Below are 25,596 nucleotides of genomic sequence, written 5' to 3'. Positions count from 1 at the left end.
AGTCGGCGGTCGGCAGCAACTCGGCGACCGCCGGGCCGAGCGCGATCAGCCCCCGCTCCGCCCGCACCCGTTCCGATCGGCTCGGGGAGGAGAGGGATTCGACCAGCGCGGCGACCTGCTCCGGCGTCGCCTCGCCGGGCCGTTCCTCCTGCACCGCGAGCGGCGCCAGCGTCGCTGCGGTGGCCAGAAGGACGGCGGACATGGGCGAGGGGTCCGGTGGTGCGGGACGAACCGGCCGCGACACGCCGCCGACGGAGCCAGCGTCCCGGGGCGTCCGACCCGCGACAAGGGGGCGGGGTAGGTTTCGAGGCGTTCCTCGCTCGATCCTCGATCCTCCTCGCTCCACAACAGGGTGGCCTCGTGTCCGTCGCGGTGAAACTGGCGTTCTTCCTCGCCGCCCTCGCCGCGGCGCTGTGCAGTTCGACGGCGCTGGGGGCGGAGCCGGTCGGGCGCTCGTTGATCGAACTGACCGGCCCCGACGGCCCCGTTCAAGGTCGGCTGGAGCTGAGAACGAACGCCGCCGCGTGGCTGACGACCGACGTCGGGGCGATGCACGCGGTGCCGCTGGCGGGGGTCACGGCCCATCGGCGGGTGGCGGACCGATTCGCTCCGCTGGCGACGCACACGGCGGCCGCCCGGCTGCGGAGCGAGTGCGGGCCGGACGGGGCAGTGTTCGCGAGCCGACGCTACCTCGTCGTTCGCCATGCGGCTCGGACGCCGGGGACGTTCGGGGCGAAGCTGGAACGCACCTATGCGGCCGCCACCGGTTGGTTCGCCCGCCACGGGGTGCGGCCGACAGAACCGGAGTTCCCCCTGATCGCCGTGGTCCATCCGGACTTCGACTCCTTCGCCGAGGCCGCCGCCGCCGACGGCGCCGCTCCCTCGGCCCGCTCCGTGCCGCGGGCGTTGAAGGGCTACTACAGCCCGACGAGCAATCGTCTGAGCGTCTGGGAACCGCGCGGCGGCGCCACGCCGTCTCCCCTCGAACAAGAGGCGTTTGAAAGCACGCTGATCCACGAGGCGGTCCATCAAATCGCCTTCAACACCGGCCTGCACCACCGCACCGGCGGGACGCCGCGGTGGGTCGCCGAGGGGCTGGCGACCGCGCTGGAGGCGCCGGCGTTTCTCAGCGCCAGCGGTTCCGTGAAGCCGGCGGACCGTGCGAACCCCGGCCGTCTGCGGGACTTCCGCCGCCGTCCGCATGCCGAGGGCTATCTCGACACGCTGGTGTTCGGGGAGATCGGCGACGACCTGTCCGGCCGCGATCCGCTGACGTTCTATTCCGAAGCGTGGGCGTTCACCTTCTTCCTGATGCACACCCGCGGGGACCGCTACGCCCGCTATCTACGGTCGGTCGGCGACCTGACCGCCGCATCAAATGACGATCCCGCGACTCGGCGGGCGGCGTTCGTCCAAGCCTTCGGCACGACGCCGGGACGGTTGGAGGGGGAGATGGCTCGGTTCGTCGCGTCGCTGTAGCGTTGGCCTTGTTCGTTCACCCCCGTGGAAGGCCCGGCGATGTCCGTTTGCTTGCTGATCGCGTGCGTCGCGGCCCCGCCGGCCGATGCCAAGGCGTGGAACGATCGTGTTCGTCCGACCGTGGCGCTGTGGGGAGTCGAGGAGGGACAGGAGCGGCGAACCGATGGGTTCTTGGGATTCGTCTGTCGGATCGAGCCGCCCGTACTGGGTCAGATCGAGGTGTTGCTGACGACGCCCGCGGACGGTGAACGGCCCCGGGTGATCGCGGGCACGATGGTCCCGACGCGATTTCGACCGCAGCAGGACGCGAACGCCGCGACGGCCATCGTGAACCTGCGTCCGCCGACGGGCGGGTGGCCTGAGGGGCCGGCGGAGGTGCGGGTCACGCCGGTCGAGATGCCCCACCTGAGAACGGTCCGCCGGGTGCGTTTCGCGGCGCCGAACGAGCCGGTCGAGTCCGCTCTGCTGCAAGACCCGTTCGCCGCCGATGCCGGGACGCTGTTGGATTGGAACGCCGCCGCCGCGATGCCCGACGTGCCGTTTCAGACCCCTGCCGGCCAGCGATTCCGCGTCCGCGGGGTGGCGCGGATGCCGGCGCCGCAGACGGACGACGGCGCGGACGCGAACGAAGAGGAGAGCGACCCCGGAAACGCCGACCTCTTGATGGTGGAAGCCGTTCTGCCCGCGGACCCGGAGGCGCCGTCCGTGGCGTCCGCCTTCGCGGTCCCGTTCTTCGAGGGCACCGCGGACGACGAGGGAGCGCGGCGAGCGTGGTTCGAGACGGAACTGATCGCCCCGAAGAAGCCGGGCGATTATCGCCTAAACGTCCTCGGCCGCATCGCGGACGACGACGGCTTCCCGCCCCTGATTCTGCGGGTCGAACGTCCGACCGCGGGCGCCGCTGATTGAGAGACTCGCACGAGCCGTCGGCGCATAGAAACGCCGCAGGCGAGGCGAATGAGTCGCTCCGACTGCGGCGGGTCTCCTGTCGCTCCGGTCGAGCCGTCGACCCTCGTCCAAAGAACGAAGGCCGGGACGCTGTGCGGGGCTGCGTGCGGTGCGTCGCGGGCCGCTTGCCGGTGAAGGCCGACGGCTGAGAACGAAGTCGCACGCGGTACTGTCACTACATACTAGTCCGGGGACTAGATGGGGGTGACGTTCTCGGCGCGGGGGCCCTTGGGGCCTTGCCCGGAGTGGAAGGAGACGCGCTGCCCCTCCGTCAGTTCGTCGAAGTGAATGCCTTCGACGTTGGACATGTGGAAGAACAGGTCGCTGCCGGTACCGGCGTCGATGAACCCGAACCCTTTGTCCGTCAGTCGCTTGATCGTGCCCTCAGCCATCACTCATCACTTGAAAAAACGCAGATGCCCCGGCGCCGACCGAAAACGTATCGAACGGAGCTTGGGCGGGAAGATCGCAGCATAGCGTCGCCCCCCGGACCCGCACAGATCGAATCGCCGCTCGATCCGGAACTTTCAGCCCTCTTCTGCGGGCGATCGGCGGCCTTTTCGCACCGTCGTTCGTCGCTGCGGTCCGTCTAACCCAGCGCCCGCCACGTCCCCGACGCCCAGCTCCAGAAGGGCGGGCCGAGGGTGAAGACGCCGACCGCCGCCGCCCCCAGACTGACGGCCAGCACGGCTCCGGCGGCGGCGTCCTTTGCATCCCGCACCGCGGGGTGATACTCCGGATGCACCACGTCGCACAGCAATTCGAAGGCGGTATTGAAGGCTTCGGCGGCCCAGACCGCCGCGATCGCCGCGGCGAGCCGGCACCAGCCAGCGGCATCCACCTCCAGCGCCAGCCCCGCGATCGTCACCGCGATCGCCGCCAAAGCGTGCAAGCGGGCGTTCGGCTGCGTGCGGACCAGCATCGCCAGCCCGCGAGCCGCATAGGTGAAGCTCGACCATCGCCCCGCCGGCGTGAACCCGGGCCGCGGCGGACGAGGTTCGTTCAAGGCGGAAGGGGAAAGGCAGAGGGCGGGGGGATGAGGGCCGCGTGGCCGTCGATACCGTATCCACGTCTCCCTCCGCCTTCCCCCCTCCGCTCTCCGCCTTGAGATCGCTCGTCCTCGATACGAACTTGCTGGTCGGGGCCGCGTACGCACCGACCTCGGCGAGCGGTCGTCTGTTGGACGCGATCACGGACGGCCGGATGCGGTGGGCCGTCAGCCCGGCGGTCTTTGAGGAATATCGGTTCATCGTCCCCCGGGCGGTGCGGCGGCCCGGCGGCATACGCCGCGTGCAAGCGGCGCTGCGACGAGCCGAACCGGCATTCCCCACGGCCGCACAGGACGCCGCCGCTCGCGGGGTGAGCGAAGACCCGGACGACGACAAGTTCCTCGCGCTCGCCACGGCGGCCGGGGTGGATGTCCTGCTGTCGAACGACCATCACCTGTTGGACGTCCGCGAGTACGCCGGCGTCCCGATTCATCGCCCCGGCGACTGGCTGCGGGGCCGCTTGCTCCGGGACGAGGACTGATGAGCCGGCGTTCCTCAAAGACCGGCGACGCGGCCCCCGGTTCCGTTCGCCCCGTCGGTTCCGCATGATGCGTCGCCCGTTTTCAAAGCGCCCGCGATGTCCGACGATTCACCCCGTTCCGCCGGTCGCGGGCTGCCCTTCGGTCGCGTGCTGGTCACCGGAGCCGCGGGGTTTATCGGGGCGAAGGTCGCGGAACTGCTGCGGCTCGCCGGGGTCGAGACGATCGGGGCGGACGATCTCAATCCCTATTATTCGCCGGCGCTGAAGCGGGCGCGGCTCGACCATCTGGAAGGAATCGAGGCGCCCGGGGACTTCATCTTTCATCAGGCGGACCTGTCCGATCGCACCGCGGCGGAGCGGTTATTCGACTCCGCCGGCCCGGTCTCCTGCGTGATCCACCTCGCCGCCCAGGCCGGCGTGCGGCACAGCCTGACGCACCCGCACGCCTATGCGTCGGCGAACCTCGACGGGTTCCTCAACGTGCTGGAGGGCTGCCGCCGACAGGCCGAGGCCGCTGCCGACGATCCCGAGAACCCGGACCGCCCGCCGCCGCATCTGGTGTACGCCTCCAGCAGCAGCGTGTACGGGGCGAACAAAGACGCGATTCTCAAAGCGTCCGAGCCTGCCGATCATCCGTTGAGCCTCTATGCGGCCACCAAGCGGGCGAACGAGTTGATGGCCCATTGCTACGCCCACCTCTATGGGCTGCCATGTACGGGGCTGCGGTTCTTCAGCGTCTACGGGCCGTGGGGACGGCCGGATATGGCGGCGTGGATCTTCACCGAACGCATTTTGAAGGGCGAACCGATCGACGTGTTCGGCGAAGGGCGGATGAGCCGCAGCTTCACCTATATCGACGACGTGGCCGAAGCCGTCGTGCGGGTCGCGGCGCTTCCCCCGGCCGCTCCCCCGGCGGGCTTCCAACCGGATCGCCCGGACGTCGGGACCGGGCCGGTGCGGATCGTGAACGTCGGCGGCAGCGAATCGGTGGAACTGACCCGGATGATCGCCGCCGTCGAAGCCGCCTGCGGGGCGACCGCGGAGAAGCGATTCCTGCCCATGCAGCCCGGCGACGTGCCGGACACCGCCGCCGACACCGCCCCGCTGGAGGCGCTGGTCGGTTTGACCCCCCGCACGACCGTCGAAGACGGCATCGCCCGGTTCGTGGCGTGGTTCAAGGAATACCATGGGATGAGCGATTAACTCTCGCTCTCCGCCCGCTCGACGAGGCGGTCGACCTTCTCCACATAACCGTCGATATCGCACTTGCGACGCAGGCCGTTGGCGTTCATATAGCGGGTCTTGCCGAACACGTCGCGCTCCGTCCACGGACGATCGTGCAGGCCGTAGATCCAATTGACGTTGGCGTAACTGTTCGGATCGCGACCGTCGATGAAGTATTTGTCGTTAATCTCCCGCGTGATGCGGTTGCCGTACTCCGGGGTGTTCGTCCATTCGAGGATCTTCTTGCCCCAGTACATGCGCATGTAGTTGTGCATATACCCGGTGTGACGCATCTCTCGCATCGCCGCGTTCCAGTACGGGTCGTGCGTCTCGGCGTCTTCAAGCTGCTGGCGGGTATAGACGTGCTCCCGCTCGTCGTCGGCGTGTTCGGCCAACGTCTTCTGCGCCCAATCGGGCAGGGCGTCGTAGCTGTCGTAGTTTCGAGGCGTGAAGTGAACGTAGTTATGCGTGAGTTCCCGGCGGACGATCAGTTCCTCAAGGAAGTCGTCCGTGTTCTCCCCCTCGGGGTATCGCTCGAGCGCCATGAGGGCCGCTTCCACGGGCGAGATCTGGCCGAAGTGCAGCCCCATCGAAAGATAGGATAGGTCGTCCGTCTGCGGCTGGTTGCGATGGGCCGCGTAGCTCTCGAACCCGTCGTCCAGCAGCGATCGCAATCGAGTCTTCGCGGCGGTCGTGCCGCCCTCGAAGAACTGCGAAACGGGCCCGACCTCGCGGTCCAGCGTGAGCGAATCGCACAGCGCCGGGACATCGGACAGGTCCAGATCGCCCTCGACCGACAGGCCGCCGGCGTCCTTCTTCACGGCGGTCGTGCTCAATTCGACCAGGAACTTGTCGCGGTGTTTTTTGATCTTCGGGCGAATCGTGCGGGCGGCGTACTCCCGCTTGTCGCTGGCAAGGTCGACCGGCACGACGACCTCGCCCTCCACCTGCGTAAATTCGCAGGCACCGTCGAGTTTCGCCGCGACGCTCGCCCGCCACTGTTTTTGCAGCCGCAGATAGCCACGGTCGACGATCATGGCCGCGGCGTCCTTCGCCAGATCCAGCGCCACACGATCCGGCTCGCCGGCCCGGAGGACGAAGCCGATCCCGCGCCGCTTCAGCGAGGTTTCGACCTCCGCCAAGCCTTCCAGCATGAACCGATAGTGCCGCAGGTTCGCTCCGGGATAGTCGTCTGTCAGCCCAAAGCAAACCAATAGCGGCCGCTTCAATTCGTTCGCCCGGCGGGCGGCGAATTCCAACGCCGGATTGTGCTCCGCTCGTTGGGCGTTTTGCATCCAGTAGAGGACGTAATCCCCTGGGCGGGGATCAGCGTCCGTCAGCCTGCGGAGGCGTTCCGGTTCGATCAGAGAAGTGGCCATACAGAAACCTTAGGCGCCTGAACGATATTGGCCGCAGCCTCGATGCTGACCGGAGGCTCGGCCGTCGTTCGTTCGGAGCGAGGGACGCCCCCGGGGACGGACGCGGCAAACGCCCCGCGGAACGCCCCTGACCCGTTGTTCGGGGCCGCCGCGACCCGGGCACGCGGGAGTTCGCGTCCGGGGCGTCGTCGCCGCTCGATAGGGTGCAGAGGCGCCCCACGGAACGGAGTCCGCCTGACAGCCGGTCGACGTTCGCGGGCTTCCGTCTCCCCGACTACTGATCGCCCACAGCCATGCTCACTCGTGCGCTTTCCTTCGCCGCGGCCGTCGCCCTGACGGTCCCGGCTTTCGCCCAGGATCAAACCGTTCCGCCCGGGGAGGATGTGTCCGGTGTCGAACAGGAGATCCGAGAGGGACTGAACAACACCCAGAGCCGGCTCGACACGCTCCAGGAACGGATCGCTCCCCGGCAGGATCGAAGGGACGTCCTTCGCAATCAAGCCGAGAATCTTCAGGAAGGCCGGATCCAAGATGGCCGACTTCGCCCGGGGCAGCCCCGCCAGGGGCAACTTCGCGACGGCCAGATCCCGCAGGCCGGCGATCGCCCGATGAACCGCCGCGGGACTGATCGTCAGGATCAACCGCAGGCCGGTCGCATGGGGATGAACGTCGCCGGTAATGCGGCGGCGGTGCGGAACGACGCCCTCGTTCGCTGGGTGCGTCAGGACAATCAGGCGGAACTCGCCCTCGCGCAGTTCGCCAAACAGAAGTCGCAGAACCCCGCGGTGCAGCAGTTCGCCCAGAAGATGATCGATGCCCACACGACGTTCGGTCAGAAGCTCGACCAGGCCGCCGGGGCCACCTCGGCGACCCCGGGCACGCCGACGCGCCGGACCAGCGGCTACCGCGGCGAGACGGATCCGGTCGTCGATCCTCCCGTCGATCCGGCCCCGGCCGCGGCGGATCTGCGTGACGCGGCGGAGCGGGAAGAGTTGGAAGCGGTCGTGGATGAAGTCGTGACCGACGGCTCGGCCCCGGCTGATCCGCAGTTGACCGATCCGGCATTGACCAACCCTGTGACGCCGCCCGTCGTGCGGAACGGCTCCGTCGACGAAGTCTTGGACGCGGACGAGGTGCTCGACGCCGCGGCGCCCCGTGAACGGATGGCGAATCGGCCGGTGGTCGGCGCCGATCGCGGCGCCTCCGCGGCGGACGTGCTGGCCTTCCGCGAGCAGCTCAAACAACGGTGCGGTGAGACGTTGAAGAAGAACTTCGACATGCTCAGCCCGGCCGAGTTTGACAAGGCCTATATGAGCCAGCAGATCGGGGCGCACCTCTCCATGGTCGATACGCTGGCGATGGCGGCGGAGCAGAGCGACGGCCAGGTCGCGGAGGTCTTCAAAGCCGGCCGCGTGGAGACGCAGGGTCACCTCACCGAAGCGATTCGGGTGATGGGGCAGGTCGCCTCCACGAACCCCGCCGCGGGCAACTGACGGCGAGGCGGTCTCTCGGAACGATCAGCGACCCGGACGCTTTGGAGCGTCCGGGTCGCTTCTTTTCACGGCGGGGCGCTCAGGCTGCCGCAGCGATCACGGGCCGCCGCCGGAGGTTCAGCGCGAAGCCGATGCAGGCCGCCAGACCGCAGAGGAACGCGAAGGCGTCGCCGATCTGCAGATAGAGGCTGCGTCGCGGGTCCAGAGGCACGTCGGCGATCAGCACGCAGGCCTCATCGTCCGGCAGAGCGGCGTTGGGGAGCGTCGCCACATCGACCGATTCGCCCTGTTCGTTCAGATAGACGGCCGGTTCGCGGGGCACGCCGTCGCCGTCGATCACGGCGCTGACGCCGGTGTTCGCCGCCCGCACGACCGGCGTGCGGGTTTCGATCGCCCGGAACAGACTCACGGCGAGGTGCTGCTCCTGCTCGGCGCTGTTGTCGAACCAGCCGTCGTTGCTCAGCACGGCGAGTACGTCCGGTCCGGTCTCTTTTCCCGCGCCGTTCGTCGGCAGGGCGTTGACGGTGTCGCGGACGAGGTGCGGGACGGTGTCCTCGTAGCAGATCAGCGGGGCGACGGTGTAGGACTTCCTCGCTTCGCCGTCCTTCGGATCGGAGCCGACGGCCTCGATGCGGAAGGCGACGGCGGCGGCGCCTTCGCCGATGCCGATCTGCTGGCCGGGCTGCTCGGTGAAGGGGGTCAGGCTGGCAAGGCCGGGGAGATTCGGGATGTATTCGCCGAAGACGACGCGGTGCCGTTTGTCGTAGCGGCCCATCACGGCCCCGCGGGCGAGGCCGTCGGCGCCGACGCCGCCGGTCGGGGCGGCCATCGCGGCGCTGCCGTAGCGGGTGAAACGCGCGGGCAGGGGACCGTCGCCGTCCGGGTCGGCGATCTCCCCGGCGGTGGCGCCGGCGAGCAGGTAGGCGCCGGCGGTCTCCGCGAGGGAGGCCAGGGCGACGCCGCCCGCGTTGCTGCGGAAGTAATCCGGCGGGGCGATCGGCGCGGCGGCGGCGGCGAACGCCTCTTCGGAAACGTCCGCCTTCGCCGACAGCAGCGGATACGGGAAGGCGCTCTCCGGCCAAACGACGAGGTCCGGCCGATAGGGCGTGGCGGCGCCCGAGAGCAGCCGGATCGAAGTGAACCGGGCGTCGCTCTCGCCGAGATCGGATTGCAGGCTGCTGGAATGATCGGTTTGCACGAGGGCCACCCGCGGCCCGGCGGGGAAGGCGTCGCCGGCTCGCCGCACCGTGCCGTACAGCAGCACGCCGCCCAACACGCAGGCGGTTCCCACCGCCGGCCACAGCGGGGCGAAGGATGGGGCGCCAGCCTTACCAGCCCGAAGCGCAAGCTTCGGCCGTGCGTCCGCAGATTGATGCGCCTGTGAGGCCGTTCCGTCGGCTGTGCCGACGGCCGTGGCTTGCGCCCCGGGCTGGTATCCGTCTCGGTTCAACCCGAGGCGATTCAGAACCGCCGCCGGAATCAGCAGGGCCAACGCCGCGTTCCCCAGGGCGACCACCGCCCCGACGAGGTACGCCCCGCCGAGGTCCGCGACCTGAATCAGCGTCGTCCAGTCCCACTGCGAATGGGCGAGGAGGTTCCAGCCGAACCCGGTCATCAGGCGACCGCGGATCAGTTCCAGCCCGCACCAGGCGACCGGCACGGCGACGGCGAAGGGCACATTCGCCCGATGCACCAAACCCCGGCAGGCCAGCACGAACGCCGGGAAATACAGGCCGAGGTACAGGCTCAGCGCCAGCCACGCGGGATACATCGCCGGGTCGCCGAGCCGCATCCACTGGATCTGGCAGGCCGTTCCCACGAATCCGCAGGCCCACAGCGCCCGGACCTCCCACTTCGTGCGCACGGGGCTGCGCACCAGCAGGCAGAGGGGAATCAACGCCGCCCACGCCAGCGGCGCCCACGCCAGGGGATAGAAGCAGGCCCACAGCAGCGCAGCGGAGAGCGCCCCGCACAGCCACGCGGTACGCGCGGGCGGACGCACGGGGGCGGTGCGGGCGGCGTCGCGAAGGATCGCCCGCACCGTCGGTTCGCGGGTCGTCAACGGACCGGGCGTCAGGCGCTCCGTCGGCTGCGCGGTTGCGGACGGCGTACTATCAGACGGCACGGGATCGGTCGGAGGCGTCACGACGATCGGCCGGTCGACGACCTGGGGGGCGGAGACGGGCATCGGGCGGCGCGGCGGAGGTGACGAACGGCGAAGCTTCGGGCGCGACCTACCACCGTTCGCCCGAACCGGGCAAGGCGGATGTGCTTCCCGCGTCCTGCTCGATCTCTCGCGCAGCCCGGTCTTCCGGGCGGGTGATGAGGCGGACGATGTCGTCCACGACCTCTTCCATGGACGCATCCCCGTCCACCAGCAACGTCCCGTCGCCGGGCGTGGGCGGTTCGAGCGCCGCGAATTGGCTATCCAGCAGGGTCGGGTCGAAAAAGTGATCGCCGCGGTCGGACAGGCGGCGGATCAGTTCCTCACGGCTGCACGCGAGGTGCACGATGAGGGTCTCCGGGTCGCGCCGCAGTCGGCGTCGATAGCGGCTTTTCAACGCGCTGCACGCCAGCACCACGGGGATGCCGTTGGCCACGTGGTTCTCCAGCAGGTCGGCACAGCGTTCGAGCCACGGATCGCGGTCCTCGTCTGTCAGCGGGTGGCCGTGGTGCATGGAATAGACGTTGATCCACGGGTGCAGATCGTCGCCGTCCACGTACACCCAGCCCAGCCGCTTGGCGATTCTCAGACCGATCGTGCTCTTCCCGCACCCGCTGACCCCCGCGACGACCACGGCGCCGACGGCATCGGCGGGCGGCGGCGGCGGTTCGGAGCGCTCCAGATTCGACATGCCGCCAGTTTAAGCGCCCCCCGCTTCGCCGTCGCCGACAGGCGGCGCGCCCGGGGACGGGTTCGCGCCGCCTGTCGGCGACGGCGAAGCGGGGCAGGCTGGGGACTTGGGGGGCACGACGCCCCTTTCGTGAACCCCCGCATCCCCCCAGTCCCCCGGCGCGCGGGCTTCTTTTCCGGAAAATCTGCTCTTGATCCATCGTGTGCGATCTTGCAGGTCGCCCGCGGCCGAAATAGAACTCGCGTCGCCGCCCCGGCAAGGATTCGCCGGGGCTCCCGTGATCGCCGTCCGAATGGACCGTCGTCTTTCCTCCCGCATTTCGGGAAGACGAATTTCATCTGGAACGCGTCCGGGGACGCCCACAACTCAGGGATGAGGACGACCCGATGAAGACTGCCGTTCTGCGCCTTTACCGCGGCGACGATTCCGCCAGCGAACAGGCTGCCAGCCCCGTCGAGGGCGAGGACTCTGCCGCGACCGCCGACCCGGTTGCCCCCCGCGTGCTGCCGTTCCCGCGGTTCTCCGCCGACGCGGGCCGTCGCCGTGACGCCGACGAAATCGCCAGCGCCCGGACGGACGGCGCCGTCGAGGGGGATCGCGCCGTCACGCTGCGATTCCACGCGGCTCACGACGACGCGGCCGCCTCCGACCGCGGGGCCGCCGCGGACGAAACGCCGGACGTCCTGCCGCTGTCGGCGATTCTCTCCCCGCCGCGGTTCCGCGACGGCACGACGGCCCACCCCGAACTGCCGGCCGGCGCCGTCGCCGGGCGGATCGCCGCCGGACAAATCGCCCCCGAACGCACCGGCGGCTGGGTCGGCACCCCCGCCGGCGTGACGATCGACGGCCCGCTGAGTCGCGCCAAAATCCTGCACGCCAACCGCACCTGCAAAGCCTGCGGCGCCGGCGGCGTCGAACCCGTGCTGCTGAGCGACGGCGTCTGCGACGCCAGCGGTCAGCAGGTGCCCGGCAGCGGGACGCTGGTCGGCTTCCATTGCTGTCGCTGCCAGCAGGAATGGCCGGTCGCCTGACCGCCGCGTCGTTCCCAAACAGCCCCCGTTCCGCGACCCGGATGCGACCCGCGTCCGGGTCGCTGCATGCGCCGAACACCGTCTCTGAACGCCTCGACCGTGCGATTTCGTCTCAACGAGCGTCGGCGTTCGACGCGATTCCGTCTCAATCGGCTAGAACCATCTGAGAAAGGGCGGGACTGCCGCTGTCGATTCGGCGATATTCGCTAAAATAGCTCCGTTCGACTCGCTTCTATCTCTCCCAAGGAACTGCCATGAACGCCACGTCTTCCCACACGCTGACCGAATCCCAGCCGATCATCGATCACCTCAACGAGATCCTGAAGCACGAATGGACCGGCGTGCAGCAGTACTCACAGGCGGCGTTTATCGTCGAGGGGCTGATGCGGGAGCTGTACGCCCCGAAATTCCTGGAAGACGCCACGGAGTCCTTCGGCCATGCCAAGCTGGTCGGCGAGAAGATCGCCGCGCTGGGCGGCGTGCCGACCGTGCTGCGGAACGAGGTGAAGCAGTCCCGCGACGTGCGTGAACTGGTCGAGAACGCCCTCGCCTTCGAGAGCAAAGCGGTCGAGATGTACTCCGCCGCGATCGAACTGGCCGAGGAACACGCCGACCGCTCGCTGGTGATCTTCCTCGAAGACATCCTCGCTCAGGAGCAGGAAGGCGTGGACGAATATTCCAAGCTGCTCCGCGAGACCCCCGCCCAACAGGGCGAAGTGAAGACCGCGACCAGCCGCGCGGCCTGAGCCGTTTCTGTCTCCCCTCTCCCTTGAGGGAGAGGGGCCGGGGTGAGGGTGAGCGAGCCTTCGCACGCAGGCGTTCGCGGCATGATGAAGACGAATTGACGCTGCGAGCGGCGGCGGCGCGAAGAGACGATCGGTCGGTTTCGGCCCCCTCAGCCCCTCACACCCAAAGAGGGGCGAGGGGGGACGGGCCGACTCAAAGTTCGCCGAACGCCGCCCGGTTGCGCTCCCACCACGCGGTCCAGGCGGCTTCGTCGTAGCCGACCGGGGGAGCGAAGACGTTCCCGCCGGACGGCGCCTCGCGTTGGAGGATCGCCTGCAATGCGGCGAGCGCCTCCGGGTTTCGGTGTTCGACCTTCACAGTTACCCGCTTCATCCGCGAGGGCAGGCCGTTGATGGGCGGGCGGATGTTCGCCCCCGGATACTGCGATCGAATCGCCAGCAGCGCCTCCGGGGGAAGTCCGGCGGTCGAGTTCGTGCCGAGGCCGCCGCTCGTCGAGCCGCCGGGGCCGATGCTCGCGCTGGCGCCGCTGGTGTCCGGGACGGCGATTTTATAGTGATGCGTGGTGATGAGACTGCGGATCAGGTCCGGGATGGCATTGGCATCGCCGACTACGCCGAGCGCCGCGGCGGCCCGACGGACGGTCACGTTCGTGTCGTTCCGCAATCCGTCGCGGAACAGCGTTTGAGCGGCGCCGGCCCGGGCGGGGCCGTCGTGCGGGGCGGTCTCCTCGGCCAGCCCCCGCACGGCCTGCTCGCGGACGAACTGGTCCACGTCGCCCATCGCCTGCGTCGCGAGAGCCGCGACCGGGGTGGTCTCCGGCATGCGAGCCAGCACCTGCACGTAGAGCGTGCGGACCTGCACGTCCTTGTCGTCCGCAAAGAAGTTGCGGAGCGCCGGGATCGCGGTCGGGTCCGTCAGTCGCACCATCTCCGCCCGGGCGCCGCCGGCACGGCTCGGGTCGGAGAACGCCCGCTGCCATTGACGGGCTTGTCGGAACCAGCCTCGCTCCGCCTCTTCGCGAGCGTCGGCGGCTTCCAGCAGTGCCTTCTCCTCCGGGGAGACGGCACGCCGGCCGTAGAGCACGAGCCCGTTGCGGCGTCGCCACTCCAACGGCGTGAGCCAGTCTCCCCCATCGAGCTTGTGGCCGAGCGCGACGTGGGCCTCTTCGTGGTCCGGATCGAACTTCAGCAGTTCCTTCAGGGCGCGTTCCCGCTCCGAACGCAGCCGGTTCTGCAAGGCCCACTCGGCCAGTTCCCACCAGGCGTCGGGATCGTCCGGGGTGCGATCGAACCGGCGGGCGAACGCCTCCTGACCCGCGTCGCGGTAGGTCCACTCGCGGACCTCGGATCGCGGGACCTGAATCGTCGCCCCGGCGCTGGTGCGGACGGCGATCGCTTCGCCGCGATCGGGTTCGCCGATGAACTCGCCGCGAACTTCTCCCCCGGCCTTCAGCACGACCACATCCGCGGTCGCCTCGCCGCCCCCCGCGACGAACGCACAGGCCGCGGCGAGACCGGCGATCGCGGGGCGGAACGCCTCGATCGGGGGGCGGGTCGAACCGAACACGGCGAACCTCGGGGCGCGGGAGCAGCGGGAGGGGGATTATCCGGCGCTGCGCGGTTCACTCAATGCCCTACGGGGGGGACGGGGTGTTATCGTTTGGTTCCGGTCGCGTGTTAGCTCCATTCGGCCGTCCTTGCCCGCGTCGTCCCGAACCCTCAGAGCGCCCCCGTGTTCGAACACCGCGCCGCCCGCCGGTCGCCTTCCCGCCGGCCCGAGAACCGTTCGCCCCGGTCGTTCGCCGGAGTCGGCGCGGGGACGTGGATGTGCGTCGCGGCGCTCTGTGCGGCGCCGTTCGGCGGATCAGCGGCCTACGGGCAGAGTACGCTGCCCACGCCGACTGAATTGCGGGCCGCCGGGCTGGAGATGGCGTGGTGGGCCGTCGCCGCGGTGCCCGCGGGGCAGGACCGCGTGCAGTACCTCACCGCAGATGAGGACGCGGTATACGTTCAGACGGACGGGAACCTGCTCACCGCGATCGACCTCACCACCGGGGCGAAGAAATGGGTGACCCGTATCGGTCGCGAGGGGCAGACGGCGACGCCCGTCGGCACGACCGCGGTGATCGACGAGGGACCGGGCGTCGAAGCGGCGCCGGCGATGGTCATCGCCTGCATCGGGCGATCCGCCTACGCGCTCCGGAAGGACACTGGCGAGATTCTGTGGACCTTGCCGCTCCCCGCCGCCGCGGCCGCCGCCGCGACGATCGGGCCGACGGACGAGGGCCGGCGTCTGTTCGTTCCCAGCGGCGGCGGTAGCGTCTACAGCTTCAATCTGGAGACGATCGAGGATTTCAATCTGGAGAAACGGCTCGACGAGTTCGCCACCGGCACGCAGCTCTGGCGGTTCGAGACCGGGGCGCCGCTCGTCGGCCCGGTGGCGCTGGACGGCATCGCGGCGGTGTTCGCCAACGAGAAGGGCGTGATGTACGGGGTCGAAGCCGAGCGCCGCGATCTGCTGTGGCGATTTGAAACCGCCGGCCGGACCACCGCCCCGATCGTCGCCGCCGACGGCGTCGCCTATATCGCCTCGTCGGACCGGAACCTGTACGCCGTCGACATCACCAACGGCTTGGATCGTTGGGAGTTCGTTTCGCAGGAACCGGTCGAGAAGACGCCCGCGATCGTGAAGGGATCCGTGTTCGTCACGCCGGGGCGGGGCGGGGTCGCCCGCGTCGACCGCGACACCGGCCGCCCGATCTGGCAGGCGCCGCGGACGACCGGCTTTCTCGCCCAGGCGGCCGACCGCGTGTACGTCTCGGACAACGGCGACAACGTGATCGCGTTGGACTTGAAGGACGGTCGCCCCATCGGCTCGATTCGCCTGAACCGCTTCCCCCTGCGGGTCCAGAACCCGTTGACGGACCGCGTGATCGTCTCCACGAACACCGGCATCGTGCTCTGCCTGAAGGCCGCCGGGACCGGCTATCCCGTGTACTACGCCAACCCGGATCGGCGCCCGGTCGAGCCGTCGTTTGCCGGGGACGAACCGGCCGGCGATGCCCCCGAGGCGGCCGCGGGCGACGCTGATCCCACGGTCGCGGAGTAAGATCGCTCGCTCCGGCCATCATTCGCCCGTTTCGTCACTCGCGTCGTTCGTCCTTCGTCAGGAAGTTATGCCCCGCGCTTTGTTGTCCGTCACGGACAAAACCGGTCTGTCCGCGTTCGCCGCCGGCCTCGCGGAGGTCGGTTATGAACTGATCTCCACCGGCGGGACGCTCAAACATCTTCAGGACGCGGGTCTGCCGGCGATCGGGATCGAACAGGTCACCGGCTTCCCGGAAATGCTCGACGGCCGCGTGAAGACGCTGCACCCCAAGGTGCACGGCGGCCTGCTGGGCCGCACCGATCTGCCGGAGCACGCCGCCGCGATGGCGGAGCACGGCATCGAGCCGATCGACCTCGTCTGCGTGAACCTGTACCGGTTCGAAGAGACCGCCGCGAAAGGCCTTCCCGAAGCCGAGACGGTCGAACAGATCGACATCGGCGGCCCGTCGATGCTCCGTAGCGCCGCCAAGAACTACGAACGTGTCGCGGTGGTGACCTCCGTCGATCAATACGACGGCGTGCTCGCGAAGCTCAAGGCCGGCGGATTATCGACGGGGGATCGCCGCGACCTCGCCGCCGCCGCCTTCGCGACGACGGCCTCCTACGACGCCGCGATTGCCGGGTGGTTCGCCGATCTGCCGGCTTCGGAGGATACGAGCGAGGCGACCGCGGCGGACAAGGAGCCCAGCCCGTTCCCCAATCGGTTCGCCCCGCTGTTCCTCAAACGCGGCGATCTGCCCTACGGCGAGAACCCGCACCAGCCGGCCGCGTTCTATACGGACTCCAGCCCCGGCCCGGAGAGCCTCGCCGCCGCGGAACAGTTACACGGCAAGGGGCTGAGTTATAATAATCTGCTCGATCTCGACGCCGCCCGAGCGTTGATTCGGGAGTTCGACGCCCCCGCCTGTGCGGTGTTGAAGCACACGAACCCCTGCGGCTGTGCGGAGCACGAAGACGCCGTCGCCGCCTTCGAGCGGGCCTACGCCGGCGACCCGGTCAGCGCGTTCGGCTCCATTATCGCCGTGAATCGCAGGGTGAACCGCGAACTGGCGGAGGCGATTTGCGCCACGGCCGGATTCGTGGAATCGTTGCTCGCCCCGGGGTTCGATGAGGACGCTTTGGCGCTTCTCACCTCGAAGCCGGTGTGGAAAAAGAACGTGCGATTGATGTCGCTGCCGGGGCTGCTCGAACCCGCGGAGATTATGACCGACCTGCGACGGGTCAGCGGCGGATTGTTGGCTCAACACCGGGACGAAGCCGCCGTCGATCCTTCGATGTGGGAATGCAAGACCGAACGCCAACCCACCGAGGCGGAGCGGGCCGATCTCATCTTCGCCCAGCGGGTCGTGAAGCACCTGAAAAGCAATGCGATCTGCTACGTGAACGATCGCCAGTTGGTCGGCGCCGGGGCGGGGCAGATGAGTCGCTTGGACAGCGCCAAGATCGCCGCGGAGAAAGCCGGCGACCGGGCGCAGGGCGGGGCGTGCGGCAGCGACGCGTTCTTCCCCTTCCGTGACGGCGTGGACGCCGTCGCCGCCACCGGGGTGACGGCGATCGTCCAGCCCGGCGGCAGCAAACGCGATGACGAAAGCGTCGCCGCCGCGAACGAACACGGCGTCGCCATGCTGTTCACGGGCCGGCGGCACTTCCGGCACTAGGATTGTGGGAGCCGCGACCGTCAGTCCGCGGCGCCCGCGAGCGCCTCGACGGCAGCGGCACGCACTGCCGCGTCGTCCGATGTCGCGGCCTCCAACAGCACGGCGGCGGCTTCGTCGGTCGCCGGTTTTGCGCTTCGCACCGCCCATAGCAATGTGGCGACGGCGCCCCGGTGGACCTCCCCGGCAAACTCCACTTGGCGACGCGTTTGTTGTTCGGCGTCCACGAGCTGAGAGTCGCCGCCGCTTATCCTCGCCGATTCCGCGATGGGGCCGGCCGGTAAGGCCGCGGCGTCCAGCAGGATGCGCAGACCGGTCGCGGAGTCTTTCTTCGCAAACAATAAATGGCCGGCGGGTTGCCTCACACTCGCCACGACATGGTCTAACGCATGCGACAGTTCGGCAAGATCGCGGGCCGACTCCGCAGTCGGCGGCGTCGCCCGGAGCGCTTCGAGAGCCTCCACAACCGATTTCGCGTCCTCACGTCGATCCTTCGCGAGCGCCGGCAGCGCGGCGTACAACCCGGCGACCCGCTCCGGCGGCAGTGTGCCGGGCTCGGTCGTCTCCCGGAGCAAATTGAGCCGCGTGACCAACGGCAGTTCGGCGTCGTCCGCCGCCGTGGCGAGGGCGGCGCTGATCTTCGCCCGGGTTTCGGCGCTCAAGCCGCCGTCTCGGATGGCGAACTGAAACGTCGTGCCGGCGCCGGGGGCGCTCATCTCAACGAACGGCGTGAAGGGGCCGTCCAGGCTCGGTTGCGAATAGTGCGCGACGATCTTGAGGCGGGAGCCGGCCGGCGGATCGCCGTTGCCGAGCACCCAGCCGTACGCTCCGCCCGTCGATTCGTCGGGCCATTTCCTCAGGCCGCGACGGACCGCCTCGGCGACCTGTTGGACGGTCACCGATCTCCTACGTCCCGCGTCGGTCGCGTTATAGGCCGCGACCGCATCCGGCAGCGTCAGAGCGGTCGGCTCGGGGGCGATCGCCGGCGGAGCCGTTGCGTCGGCCGTGTCGACGGCGTCCTGCGCCGCGGCGATCTCGGCGGGCGTGGCGGGGCGCCGGGCGGCGGTTTCGCTGCGAACTACCATGCTCACCACCTGCCCCGAGCCGTCGTCCGCAGGCGCTTGTAAAGTCACGTCCCAACCAGTGATCATCGTGCCGTCGCCGATTCCATAGTCCCTCGCACCGCCCCTCAGCTTCGTGCCGGGCGGCAGCGGTTCGCCTGCTTGCAGGCGGTTATGCAGCGTGGCGAGCACGCGGATCATCGGGGAGATCGACTCCGGAACCGCCGCATTCGGCGGCCGGTCGGCGTAGGCGTCTGCGACAGCCTTCGTCACCTCCGCGACGGTGACCGGCTTTCGGTTGAGTTCGTTCGCCCGCTCCGCGTGATCGGCGTTGAACCGCTCGACCAGCGCCGCAGGCGTGGGGCCGACCGCGGGGGACAGCGGCTCGGCGTTCGGCGTTGCGGCCGCAGACGTTTCGAGCGAGACGTCCTCGACGGCCTCCTCCCCCGGCGGGCCTGCGAACGTGACGCCCACCAGCAGGGTTGCCCCCGCGAGGCCGGCAAGCAGCGTTCGCACCCCGCGACGCGGCCGGCGGGGGAGGTTGTCCGAGAGGATCATTTCGAATCTCCGTTTCAGAAACGGCGGGCGGCCGACGCCGCTCGCGGGGAGGGGGACGGGAATGCGAACGCCTAGTTTCACGCTCGAGAAATATTCCGCCGCGGCGAGCAGCCCTTCGGCGTACGCGGCGGCGGAATCGACGCCGGGCGTCGTCTCGCAGGTCGCCAGCACGGCGGCGTCGCAGCACAGTTCTTCGCACCGTCGCCCGGCCCCGGCGGCGAGCCACACGGTCGGCAGCCACCACCACAGCCCGCAGACCAGCAGTTCGAACCACCGCACGAGATGGTCCCGGCGGGCGAGGTGGGCGCACTCATGGGCGAACAGCGCCTCCGCGCGATCGTCCGACAGCCGGCTCTCCGCGGAACCCGCAAACAGCCCCGCCGGCGCCACGACCGTCGCTCGGCGGAAGGGAACCGCCCACAACAACGGGCCGACGTGCTGTGACATCCGCAGCCGCGGCGTGCGGACCCGCATGCGCGTCGCCGCTTGCTCCAGCAACGTCGTCAGGCGTTCGTCCCCCGCCGGCAGGCGGCGCGCGGACCGGGCGAACCGCAGCGAACGAGCGGCGGCGAGGAGCCAGATGGACAGCGTGCCGATGAGCCAAGCCCAGAGCAGTCGAGAAGCAACGTCGATCCCGACCGAACCCCCGGCGGCCCCGGAGCCCCGGCCGTCAGGGAGGGGCCCCTCTGGTAGATTCGGCGGCGGTTCGACCGGGACGACGACCGTTGGCGGGACCGAAGCGGCGGTCTCCGAAATGAACGGCAGTCCTTGCGGCGGTCTCGCGGATTCGGCGGAGGGAGCGCGGGGGGACGGGAGCGGTTGGACGTTGAGAGCGGCCCCTTCCTGACGGGCGGGGCTCATTGGCGGCTCCGTCGCTGCAAAGCTCACCGCCCACAGCGGCGGGCAGATCAGCTTCGCCAGCACCGCCAACCACAGCACGCGGCCGACGTGCGGGTTCCGCCAGACTCGGGTCAGCAGCCACACGCCAATTGCCAACAGCGACGCGAGGCCCGCGTGCAGCGCCCCCGCCGCGAGCCAGTCGGCGGGCGTTTGAGGGAACAGTTCGCTCATCCGTTCGCCCCCTCGTGTCGGGGCGAAGAATCGGCAGCCCGTCGAGCGGCGAGCAGGCCGCGGAGGTCGTCCAGATCGCGCTCGGTGAGCTGCCCCGCGTCGACCAGATGGCTCAACAACGGGGTTAGCGACCCGGACGAGAGCCGCTCCGCCAATCCGGCGAGTTCCGCCCCGGCGAACCCCTCGCGGGTCACGGCGGGGGCGAAGCGATGCGCCCGCTCGGAGCGATCGCGAAGCACGAATCCCTTACGTTCGAGCCGCGCCAGCAGCGTTTGCACCGTCGCCGTGCCGCCCGGCGTGGGCGGCCCGTACAGCGTCTCGCACAACTGGCGGGCTGTCCGCGGGGCGTCGTCCCACAGGGCGGACAGCGCCGCCAATTCGGCGTCGGGCAGAGTCATCGGCGGAGCCGGTCGGATCGCAGACGGGATGTCTGTGACTTGACGATGCAGACGCCGTGTCTGTGTGTCAAGCGCTTGCTGCGCGAACCGTGCCGCGGATCATTTCTTCTTGAGCACGAAGACGACGTCTTCGGTGAGGGCGTCGATCTCGATCGGCTCGTCGATTTCGTAGCAGAAGTCGTAGGTCTCCAGAATCTCGAATCGGTCCACGGTCTGAAATAATTCTTTGATCTCGACGCGGGTATAGGTGCGATAATGCATCACGTCCCGCATGATGAAACGCCGGGTGGGGGTGGAGACGTCGAACGTCATTCCCAGCGTTTCCATGCGGTTCGCCCGGTCGAAGTGGGTCGTGCGGAGGTCGGAGATAATGCTGAGCTGACCGCGGCGGGCGTGCCAGGTCTCCTCGCCCTCCCAGTCGTCGTCCTCCGGCGTGAGGTGCAGGCCGAGGAAATAGAGACCGCCCGGACGGAGGGCGTCGGCGATGCAGTTCAGGTGCGATTCCGCTTCCGCCTGAGAGCCGAGATGGCGAAACGAATTGATCATATTGAAGCAGGCGTCGACCGGCTCCTCGACCGAAAAATCGGCCATATCGCCGACGACGGCCGTTTCCGGCAGCCCGTGCCGGGCGAGACGGGCGTTGCAGAAGGCGACGGCTTTTTCATTGAGGTCGTTTCCCGCGATCGCATAGCCGGCCTTGCCGAGCTTCACCATCAATCGGCCGGTGCCGCAGGCCGGTTCGAACATCGTCTGGACGGCGCCGTCGCCGTGCTTCTTGATGCCGTCGAGCAAGAAGTCGTATTCGGCCTTCCAGTCGCTACCGAAGACGAGGTCATAGTATTTGGGGAAGTCGTATAGATTCGCCTGCACCTCCTCGGGGGCCGGCTCTGCCTCGCCGTGATCGGGGGGGATGGGGACGAGGACGTCGTCGTCAGCGTCGTCCATGTCGGCGGCGGGCGTGTCGGAGTCAGCGGGCATCGGCGGGGGCGGGCGAGTTGGGTAGAGTGAGCCGCAGGATAGCCGTTCACTTTTTCTTCGCCCCCGATGGCCGCCGCTTTCTCCTTCTCCGACCGCGCCCGCGGGATCGACGCCAGCGGGATTCGCAAGGTCTTCGATCTTGCCGCGCAGCTGGAAGACCCGATCAACCTCTCGATCGGCCAGCCGCACTATCCGGTGCCGGACGCGGTCAAAGAAGCGATCGCGACCGCCGTCGCCGAGGATCGCAACGCCTACAGCCCCAGCCAGGGGATCGCCTCGCTGGTCGCCCGCTTGCAGGCGACGGCGGACGAAACCTACGGCCACGCCGACCGGCGGGCGTTCGTCACCAGCGGGACCAGCGGCGGGCTGATGCTGGCCCTGTCCGCCCTGGTGAACCCGGGGGACGAGGTCGTGGCGTTCGACCCGTACTTCGTGATGTATAAGCACCTCACGACGTTGTGCGGGGGCGTCTGCAAGTTCGTGGATACCTACCCGGATTTTCGCATCGATCTGGACAAGGTGCGGGCCGCGATCGGGCCGAAGACGAAGGCGATTCTCTGTAATAGCCCCGCCAACCCGACCGGCTCGGTGATGACGGAGGAGGAAGCCCGCGGCATGGCGGCGATCAGCCGGGAGACCGGCGTACCGCTGATCTCCGACGAAATCTACGACCTGTTCTGCCACGACGGGGCGTTCGTCAGCCCGGCGAAGTTCGACGAGAACTGTCTGGTCGTCGGCGGGTTCTCCAAGACCTATGGCATGACGGGCCTGCGGATCGGCTACGCGCACGGCCCCGCGGCGCTTGTCGATCAAATGATCAAGTTGCAGCAATATACGTTCGTGTGCAGCCCCCAACCGGCGCAATGGGGCGCGCTGGCGGCGCTGGACGTCGACATGTCCGCACGGGCCGAGGAATACCGCGGCAAGCGCGATCTTCTCGCGGGTTTGATCGGCGAACGCTTCGACGTTCGCGGGGCGGACGGGGCGTTTTATATGTTCGTCCCGGCGCCGTGGGGGACCGGCACGGAATTCGTCGCCGCCTGCATTAAAGAAGGGCTGCTGGTCATCCCCGGCAACGTCTTCAGCGAGCAGGATACCCACTTCCGCATCAGCTACGCCGCGACGGACGACGTCATCCGACGTGGCGCCGAGGTCTTGAACCGGCTGGCGAAACGCGGGCCGCAGTGCGACGATTATTGCTCCCCTCGCCCCTTTTTGGGGGAGAGGGGTCGGGGGTGAGGGGGCTGAAGTCGTACGTGCAACTTGCATGATCCGGCTGCTCTCGCATCGTTGCAGACCGCGACCCGAACGCTGACGGGTGAAGGCTCGCTCACCCTCACCCCCGGCCCCTCTCCCTCAAGGGAGAGGGGAGAAATGAACTCTTCACTTCGTCATCAGCTGGGCCACCGCGTACAGGTCGTCCGCGAGGTCGTCGTACATCCGCTGCGTGGCGTCCTCCTCCGGGTTCCGCAGGATGGCGCTGGGGTGCCAGGTGGCGGTGGTGATCGGGGAGAAATCGGTCTCCCGGATCTCCCCCCGCTGCTTGGTGATGCGGAAGTCGCGTCCCAAAATCGCCTGGGCCGCCGTCGCGCCGAGGCAGACGATCGCTTTCGGTTTGATCGCCGCGAACTCGGCTTCGATCCACGGTTTGCAGGCGGTGACCTCGCGGGCGCTGGGTTTGGCGTGAATGCGCCTGGAACCCTGCAACGTGTGCTTAAAATGTTTGACCGCGTTCGTGATATAGACCTTCGACCGGTCGATGCCGGCGTCTTCGAGGGCGTCGTTCAACACCTGCCCGGCGGGGCCGACGAACGGCTCGCCCTGTCGGTCCTCGTTGTCGCCGGGCTGCTCGCCGACGAACACGATCTCCGCGTCGGCCGGGCCGGCGCCGAACACGGTCTGCGTGGCGTCCTTGTAGAGGTCGCAGCCTTTGCAGGCCTCGGCGGCTCGCTCCAGTGCGGAGAGATCCGTGCGGCGCTCGGGGGCTTCGGGCAGATACTCGGCGGCGGACATCGCAAATCCTTCGGTGGTGGAGATCATCCGCCGCTCGCGGTCGGCGGCGCTGCGGATCAGGTCGGGGATGGCGGCGGCTTCGGGCAGCGTCGGCCAGTGACGGACGGGCAATTCGGCCTTCATCGCTTTGATCTTCAGCCGGGCGGGATTGAAGATGTGACGATAGTAGGTGTCCCACAACTCTTCGGTCGGGTCGTCTGCCGGAAGCTCGGACCGGGGAACGCCCGGGCCGAAGGCGAGGTCGTGGGTGTCCCACTCCACGGACTCCCGCGGCGTGAGGATCGCCCAATGCATCGGGGCGAACCGACGCACGAAGAACGGCGCCGCCGCCCGCACGATGTGATGATCCGGCCGATGCCAGGCGACGAATCGCTCGCCGTGGGAAGTGTTTGCATCGTTGATCCGACGGAACCGCACGAACGCTTTCATTTTGTGCACGTCCCGCCGCACGGCCTTCGCCCACATCGTCAGGCGAACGACGTCCGGGTCGGCGGCGTCGCTCATCAAATGCGGCTCGCCGTGGCTCAGTCGCCACAACAGGCCGTAGAGCGTTTCCCAGCGGCCCGGATCGCTGTGACAAGCCGCCCCCCGCGCGAGCTTCAGAAACGCAGGCGGCACCTTGAGCGGGGGGCCGTCTTCGGGGACAGCGGCGTTCGCGATCGGTTCCTCATCGAACAGACTGTCGCCGGCGCCGTCGCGAAGGTCAGTCCAGCGCACCTCCGCGGGCGACAAACGGGCGGCCGCCAATTGACGGGCGAGGACGCGAAAATCCTCCCACCGATCGGCGGTCGCGTGGTGCATCAAGGGAGAAGCGAGCCGGAGAGAGGAACTGGTTATTGTACGTCCGAACATGCACTCCGACAGGTTAGGAATCGCCCCGACGTACGGTTTCCAAGGCGATGAAGAACAGACAGGCCCGCCAGCCGGTGGACAGCATCGAGTACCTGCACGCGGCGGCGACGTTGGCCTGCATCCGCGGCGGACGGCGATACCGCATCGACCGCTCCGAACTGAGCGAAGCGTTCTACGTGAAAGTGTTTCGCCCCGCCGGTTCGCCGTCGCCGTTAGACGGCGCGCCCGCATCGGGAAGCGCGCCGCCTAACGGCGACGGCGAACCGGGCGAAGTCGAGAAACAGTCCGGTGCCTGGTGGGGCACGCGGGTCGCGGCTCATCAGCCGGTGTACCGGTGCAGCCAGGACTACGCGCAGATTCACGTCCCCCGCGAGGTCGCCGACCCGGCGGAATTGGACGATGCGGAGCAATCGTTGATCGCCGCGATCGAACGGGGCGGGCGGGTGGTCGCGGACCCGGACGAAGTCCGCGAAGCGATGTTTGAGGCCTTCCGCGGCAAGCGGGACGGAACCGAACGAAGCGGCCCCGCCGGCGCTCGCTGGCGATGGCGGGAAGAGACGCTGCGATGGAAGCTCCTCAGCATCGACGGCGTTCCCGCGGCGGAGATGCCCGGCGACATCCGCAGAGCGATCGCCGTGTTCGTTCCGCCCGATGCCCCGGACGTGCGACTGACCCCGCGGGAGCAGTCCGAAGTGCGGCGCCGCCTGAACGCCCGCGCTCGATGGACGTATGAGGAACAGGTCGCCGGTCGGCATTCGCTCCCCGAGCGACGCGGCGGGCCGGGGCGTGCGGAGGCCGCGGAGCGCTGAGGCCCCGCTCGCCTTTCGGACCGCGTTGTTCTATGCCACGGCTCTTCGTCCCCCGCAGACGCCTCCCACGACCGCTCTTCTCCCCTCGCTGCTGGTCGCCGTCGCACTGGCTTCGGACCCGGCGGTCGCGGCCGGCGAGGAACCGAACACGGTCGAGCCGGTGACGTTTGCGGCGTTCACTCTGCAAGATCAATTCCGGGCGAACCACACCGTCGGCGGTCCATCCAAGGGCGTCGCGGTGATGCTCTACGGCGATCGGGATGCGGCGGAGGCGTGCGGAACGCTCGGCGCGGCGTTGCACGTGGCGTTTCACCCGTCCGCCGACGGTAAGACGCCGGTCGAAGCGGCCGAAGCGCCGGTACGGCCGGTGCCGGGGGCGCCGGCGGGCAGCGTCGCCCCGCCGGTCTC

At 68.8% G+C, this 25,596-nt stretch carries 22 protein-coding genes and 1 pseudogene; 12 read left to right on the top strand and 11 right to left on the bottom strand.

Going from position 1 to position 25,596, the window contains the following annotated elements:
• A pseudogene (locus tag LzC2_RS11265) lies at positions 1 to 202 on the bottom strand (hypothetical protein); the annotation flags it as partial.
• Between the two features lie 158 nt (positions 203 to 360).
• On the opposite strand from LzC2_RS11265, the gene LzC2_RS11260 reads away from it, so the two are divergent.
• Together LzC2_RS11260 and LzC2_RS11255 are read left to right on the top strand one after the other, a co-directional pair.
• Positions 361 to 1,479: a DUF1570 domain-containing protein gene (locus LzC2_RS11260; protein ID WP_171186926.1), complete on the top strand. Its 1,119-nt coding sequence runs from the start codon at positions 361 to 363 to the stop codon at positions 1,477 to 1,479.
• A 39-nt stretch (positions 1,480 to 1,518) separates the two neighbouring features.
• Positions 1,519 to 2,388, top strand: coding sequence for a hypothetical protein (locus tag LzC2_RS11255; RefSeq protein WP_171186924.1), 870 nt, complete (start codon positions 1,519 to 1,521; stop codon positions 2,386 to 2,388).
• Between the two features lie 233 nt (positions 2,389 to 2,621).
• On the opposite strand, the gene LzC2_RS11250 is transcribed toward LzC2_RS11255, so the two are convergent.
• Both LzC2_RS11250 and LzC2_RS11245 read right to left on the bottom strand, forming a co-directional pair.
• Complete coding sequence (locus LzC2_RS11250; RefSeq protein ID WP_171186922.1) at positions 2,622 to 2,819, bottom strand: cold-shock protein; 198 nt, start codon at positions 2,817 to 2,819, stop codon at positions 2,622 to 2,624.
• Positions 2,820 to 3,016: 197 nt separating this feature from the next.
• Positions 3,017 to 3,433 (bottom strand): diacylglycerol kinase family protein, encoded by a 417-nt coding sequence (locus LzC2_RS11245; protein ID WP_206678666.1) that lies wholly within the window; start codon positions 3,431 to 3,433, stop codon positions 3,017 to 3,019.
• Between the two features lie 98 nt (positions 3,434 to 3,531).
• On the opposite strand from LzC2_RS11245, the gene LzC2_RS11240 reads away from it, so the two are divergent.
• Together LzC2_RS11240 and LzC2_RS11235 are read left to right on the top strand one after the other, a co-directional pair.
• Positions 3,532 to 3,957, top strand: coding sequence for a putative toxin-antitoxin system toxin component, PIN family (locus LzC2_RS11240; RefSeq protein ID WP_171186920.1), 426 nt, complete (start codon positions 3,532 to 3,534; stop codon positions 3,955 to 3,957).
• A gap of 96 nt (positions 3,958 to 4,053) precedes the next feature.
• Positions 4,054 to 5,160, top strand: coding sequence for an NAD-dependent epimerase/dehydratase family protein (locus LzC2_RS11235; RefSeq protein ID WP_171186918.1), 1,107 nt, complete (start codon positions 4,054 to 4,056; stop codon positions 5,158 to 5,160).
• Here the strand turns inward: LzC2_RS11235 and LzC2_RS11230 are convergent.
• Complete coding sequence (locus LzC2_RS11230) at positions 5,157 to 6,560, bottom strand: deoxyribodipyrimidine photo-lyase (protein ID WP_171186915.1); 1,404 nt, start codon at positions 6,558 to 6,560, stop codon at positions 5,157 to 5,159. The two genes, LzC2_RS11235 and LzC2_RS11230, sit on opposite strands and share 4 nt — an antisense overlap.
• A 293-nt stretch (positions 6,561 to 6,853) precedes the next feature.
• On the opposite strand from LzC2_RS11230, the gene LzC2_RS11225 reads away from it, so the two are divergent.
• Positions 6,854 to 8,053, top strand: a complete 1,200-nt coding sequence (locus tag LzC2_RS11225) for a DUF4142 domain-containing protein (protein WP_171186913.1) — start codon at positions 6,854 to 6,856, stop codon at positions 8,051 to 8,053.
• Positions 8,054 to 8,132: 79 nt separating this feature from the next.
• On the opposite strand, the gene lnt is transcribed toward LzC2_RS11225, so the two are convergent.
• Together lnt and LzC2_RS11215 are read right to left on the bottom strand one after the other, a co-directional pair.
• Complete coding sequence (lnt, locus tag LzC2_RS11220; protein ID WP_171186912.1) at positions 8,133 to 10,241, bottom strand: apolipoprotein N-acyltransferase; 2,109 nt, start codon at positions 10,239 to 10,241, stop codon at positions 8,133 to 8,135.
• 46 nt (positions 10,242 to 10,287) lie between these two features.
• Complete coding sequence (locus tag LzC2_RS11215) at positions 10,288 to 10,908, bottom strand: gluconokinase (protein WP_171186910.1); 621 nt, start codon at positions 10,906 to 10,908, stop codon at positions 10,288 to 10,290.
• A gap of 386 nt (positions 10,909 to 11,294) precedes the next feature.
• Between LzC2_RS11215 and LzC2_RS11210 the strand changes: the two genes are divergently transcribed.
• Both LzC2_RS11210 and LzC2_RS11205 read left to right on the top strand, forming a co-directional pair.
• On the top strand, positions 11,295 to 11,939 hold the full coding sequence (locus tag LzC2_RS11210; protein WP_171186908.1) for a hypothetical protein: 645 nt from the start codon (positions 11,295 to 11,297) through the stop codon (positions 11,937 to 11,939).
• Positions 11,940 to 12,193: 254 nt separating this feature from the next.
• On the top strand, positions 12,194 to 12,685 hold the full coding sequence (locus LzC2_RS11205; protein WP_171186906.1) for a ferritin-like domain-containing protein: 492 nt from the start codon (positions 12,194 to 12,196) through the stop codon (positions 12,683 to 12,685).
• Positions 12,686 to 12,878: 193 nt separating this feature from the next.
• Here the strand turns inward: LzC2_RS11205 and LzC2_RS11200 are convergent, their stop codons facing one another.
• Entirely contained in the window at positions 12,879 to 14,252 is a 1,374-nt protein-coding gene (locus tag LzC2_RS11200) for a HEAT repeat domain-containing protein (RefSeq protein WP_171186904.1), read from the bottom strand.
• A gap of 165 nt (positions 14,253 to 14,417) precedes the next feature.
• Here LzC2_RS11200 and LzC2_RS11195 point away from each other — a divergent pair, with 165 nt between their 5' ends.
• Positions 14,418 to 15,794, top strand: a complete 1,377-nt coding sequence (locus LzC2_RS11195) for an outer membrane protein assembly factor BamB family protein (protein WP_171186901.1) — start codon at positions 14,418 to 14,420, stop codon at positions 15,792 to 15,794.
• A gap of 67 nt (positions 15,795 to 15,861) precedes the next feature.
• Positions 15,862 to 17,451, top strand: a complete 1,590-nt coding sequence (purH, locus tag LzC2_RS11190; protein ID WP_171186899.1) for a bifunctional phosphoribosylaminoimidazolecarboxamide formyltransferase/IMP cyclohydrolase — start codon at positions 15,862 to 15,864, stop codon at positions 17,449 to 17,451.
• Positions 17,452 to 17,471: 20 nt separating this feature from the next.
• Here purH and LzC2_RS11185 read toward each other — a convergent pair whose 3' ends face one another.
• From LzC2_RS11185 to LzC2_RS11175, 3 genes are all read right to left on the bottom strand, one after another.
• A complete protein-coding gene (locus LzC2_RS11185) occupies positions 17,472 to 20,138 on the bottom strand; it encodes a M56 family metallopeptidase (RefSeq protein WP_171186897.1) in 2,667 nt (888 codons plus the stop codon).
• On the bottom strand, positions 20,135 to 20,536 hold the full coding sequence (locus LzC2_RS11180; protein ID WP_171186894.1) for a BlaI/MecI/CopY family transcriptional regulator: 402 nt from the start codon (positions 20,534 to 20,536) through the stop codon (positions 20,135 to 20,137). Before LzC2_RS11180 ends, LzC2_RS11185 begins: the two co-directional genes overlap by 4 nt.
• Positions 20,537 to 20,635: 99 nt before the next feature.
• Positions 20,636 to 21,514 (bottom strand): class I SAM-dependent methyltransferase, encoded by an 879-nt coding sequence (locus LzC2_RS11175; protein WP_246254938.1) that lies wholly within the window; start codon positions 21,512 to 21,514, stop codon positions 20,636 to 20,638.
• A gap of 66 nt (positions 21,515 to 21,580) precedes the next feature.
• Here LzC2_RS11175 and LzC2_RS11170 point away from each other — a divergent pair, with 66 nt between their 5' ends.
• Complete coding sequence (locus tag LzC2_RS11170) at positions 21,581 to 22,753, top strand: pyridoxal phosphate-dependent aminotransferase (RefSeq protein WP_171186892.1); 1,173 nt, start codon at positions 21,581 to 21,583, stop codon at positions 22,751 to 22,753.
• A 144-nt stretch (positions 22,754 to 22,897) separates the two neighbouring features.
• Here LzC2_RS11170 and LzC2_RS11165 read toward each other — a convergent pair whose 3' ends face one another.
• Positions 22,898 to 24,328, bottom strand: a complete 1,431-nt coding sequence (locus LzC2_RS11165; RefSeq protein WP_171186890.1) for a UdgX family uracil-DNA binding protein — start codon at positions 24,326 to 24,328, stop codon at positions 22,898 to 22,900.
• Between the two features lie 98 nt (positions 24,329 to 24,426).
• On the opposite strand from LzC2_RS11165, the gene LzC2_RS11160 reads away from it, so the two are divergent.
• On the top strand, positions 24,427 to 25,188 hold the full coding sequence (locus tag LzC2_RS11160) for a hypothetical protein (protein ID WP_171186888.1): 762 nt from the start codon (positions 24,427 to 24,429) through the stop codon (positions 25,186 to 25,188).
• Positions 25,189 to 25,213: 25 nt separating this feature from the next.
• Positions 25,214 to 25,596: hypothetical protein (locus tag LzC2_RS11155; protein ID WP_171186885.1), on the top strand; the 383-nt coding region annotated here is incomplete at its 3' end.

This window comes from Alienimonas chondri (genome assembly GCF_013036045.1).
Lineage (GTDB): Bacteria > Planctomycetota > Planctomycetia > Planctomycetales > Planctomycetaceae > Alienimonas > Alienimonas chondri.
Note: the sequence above shows the minus strand (reverse complement) of the source record. Positions and strands in the feature narration are given on the sequence as shown.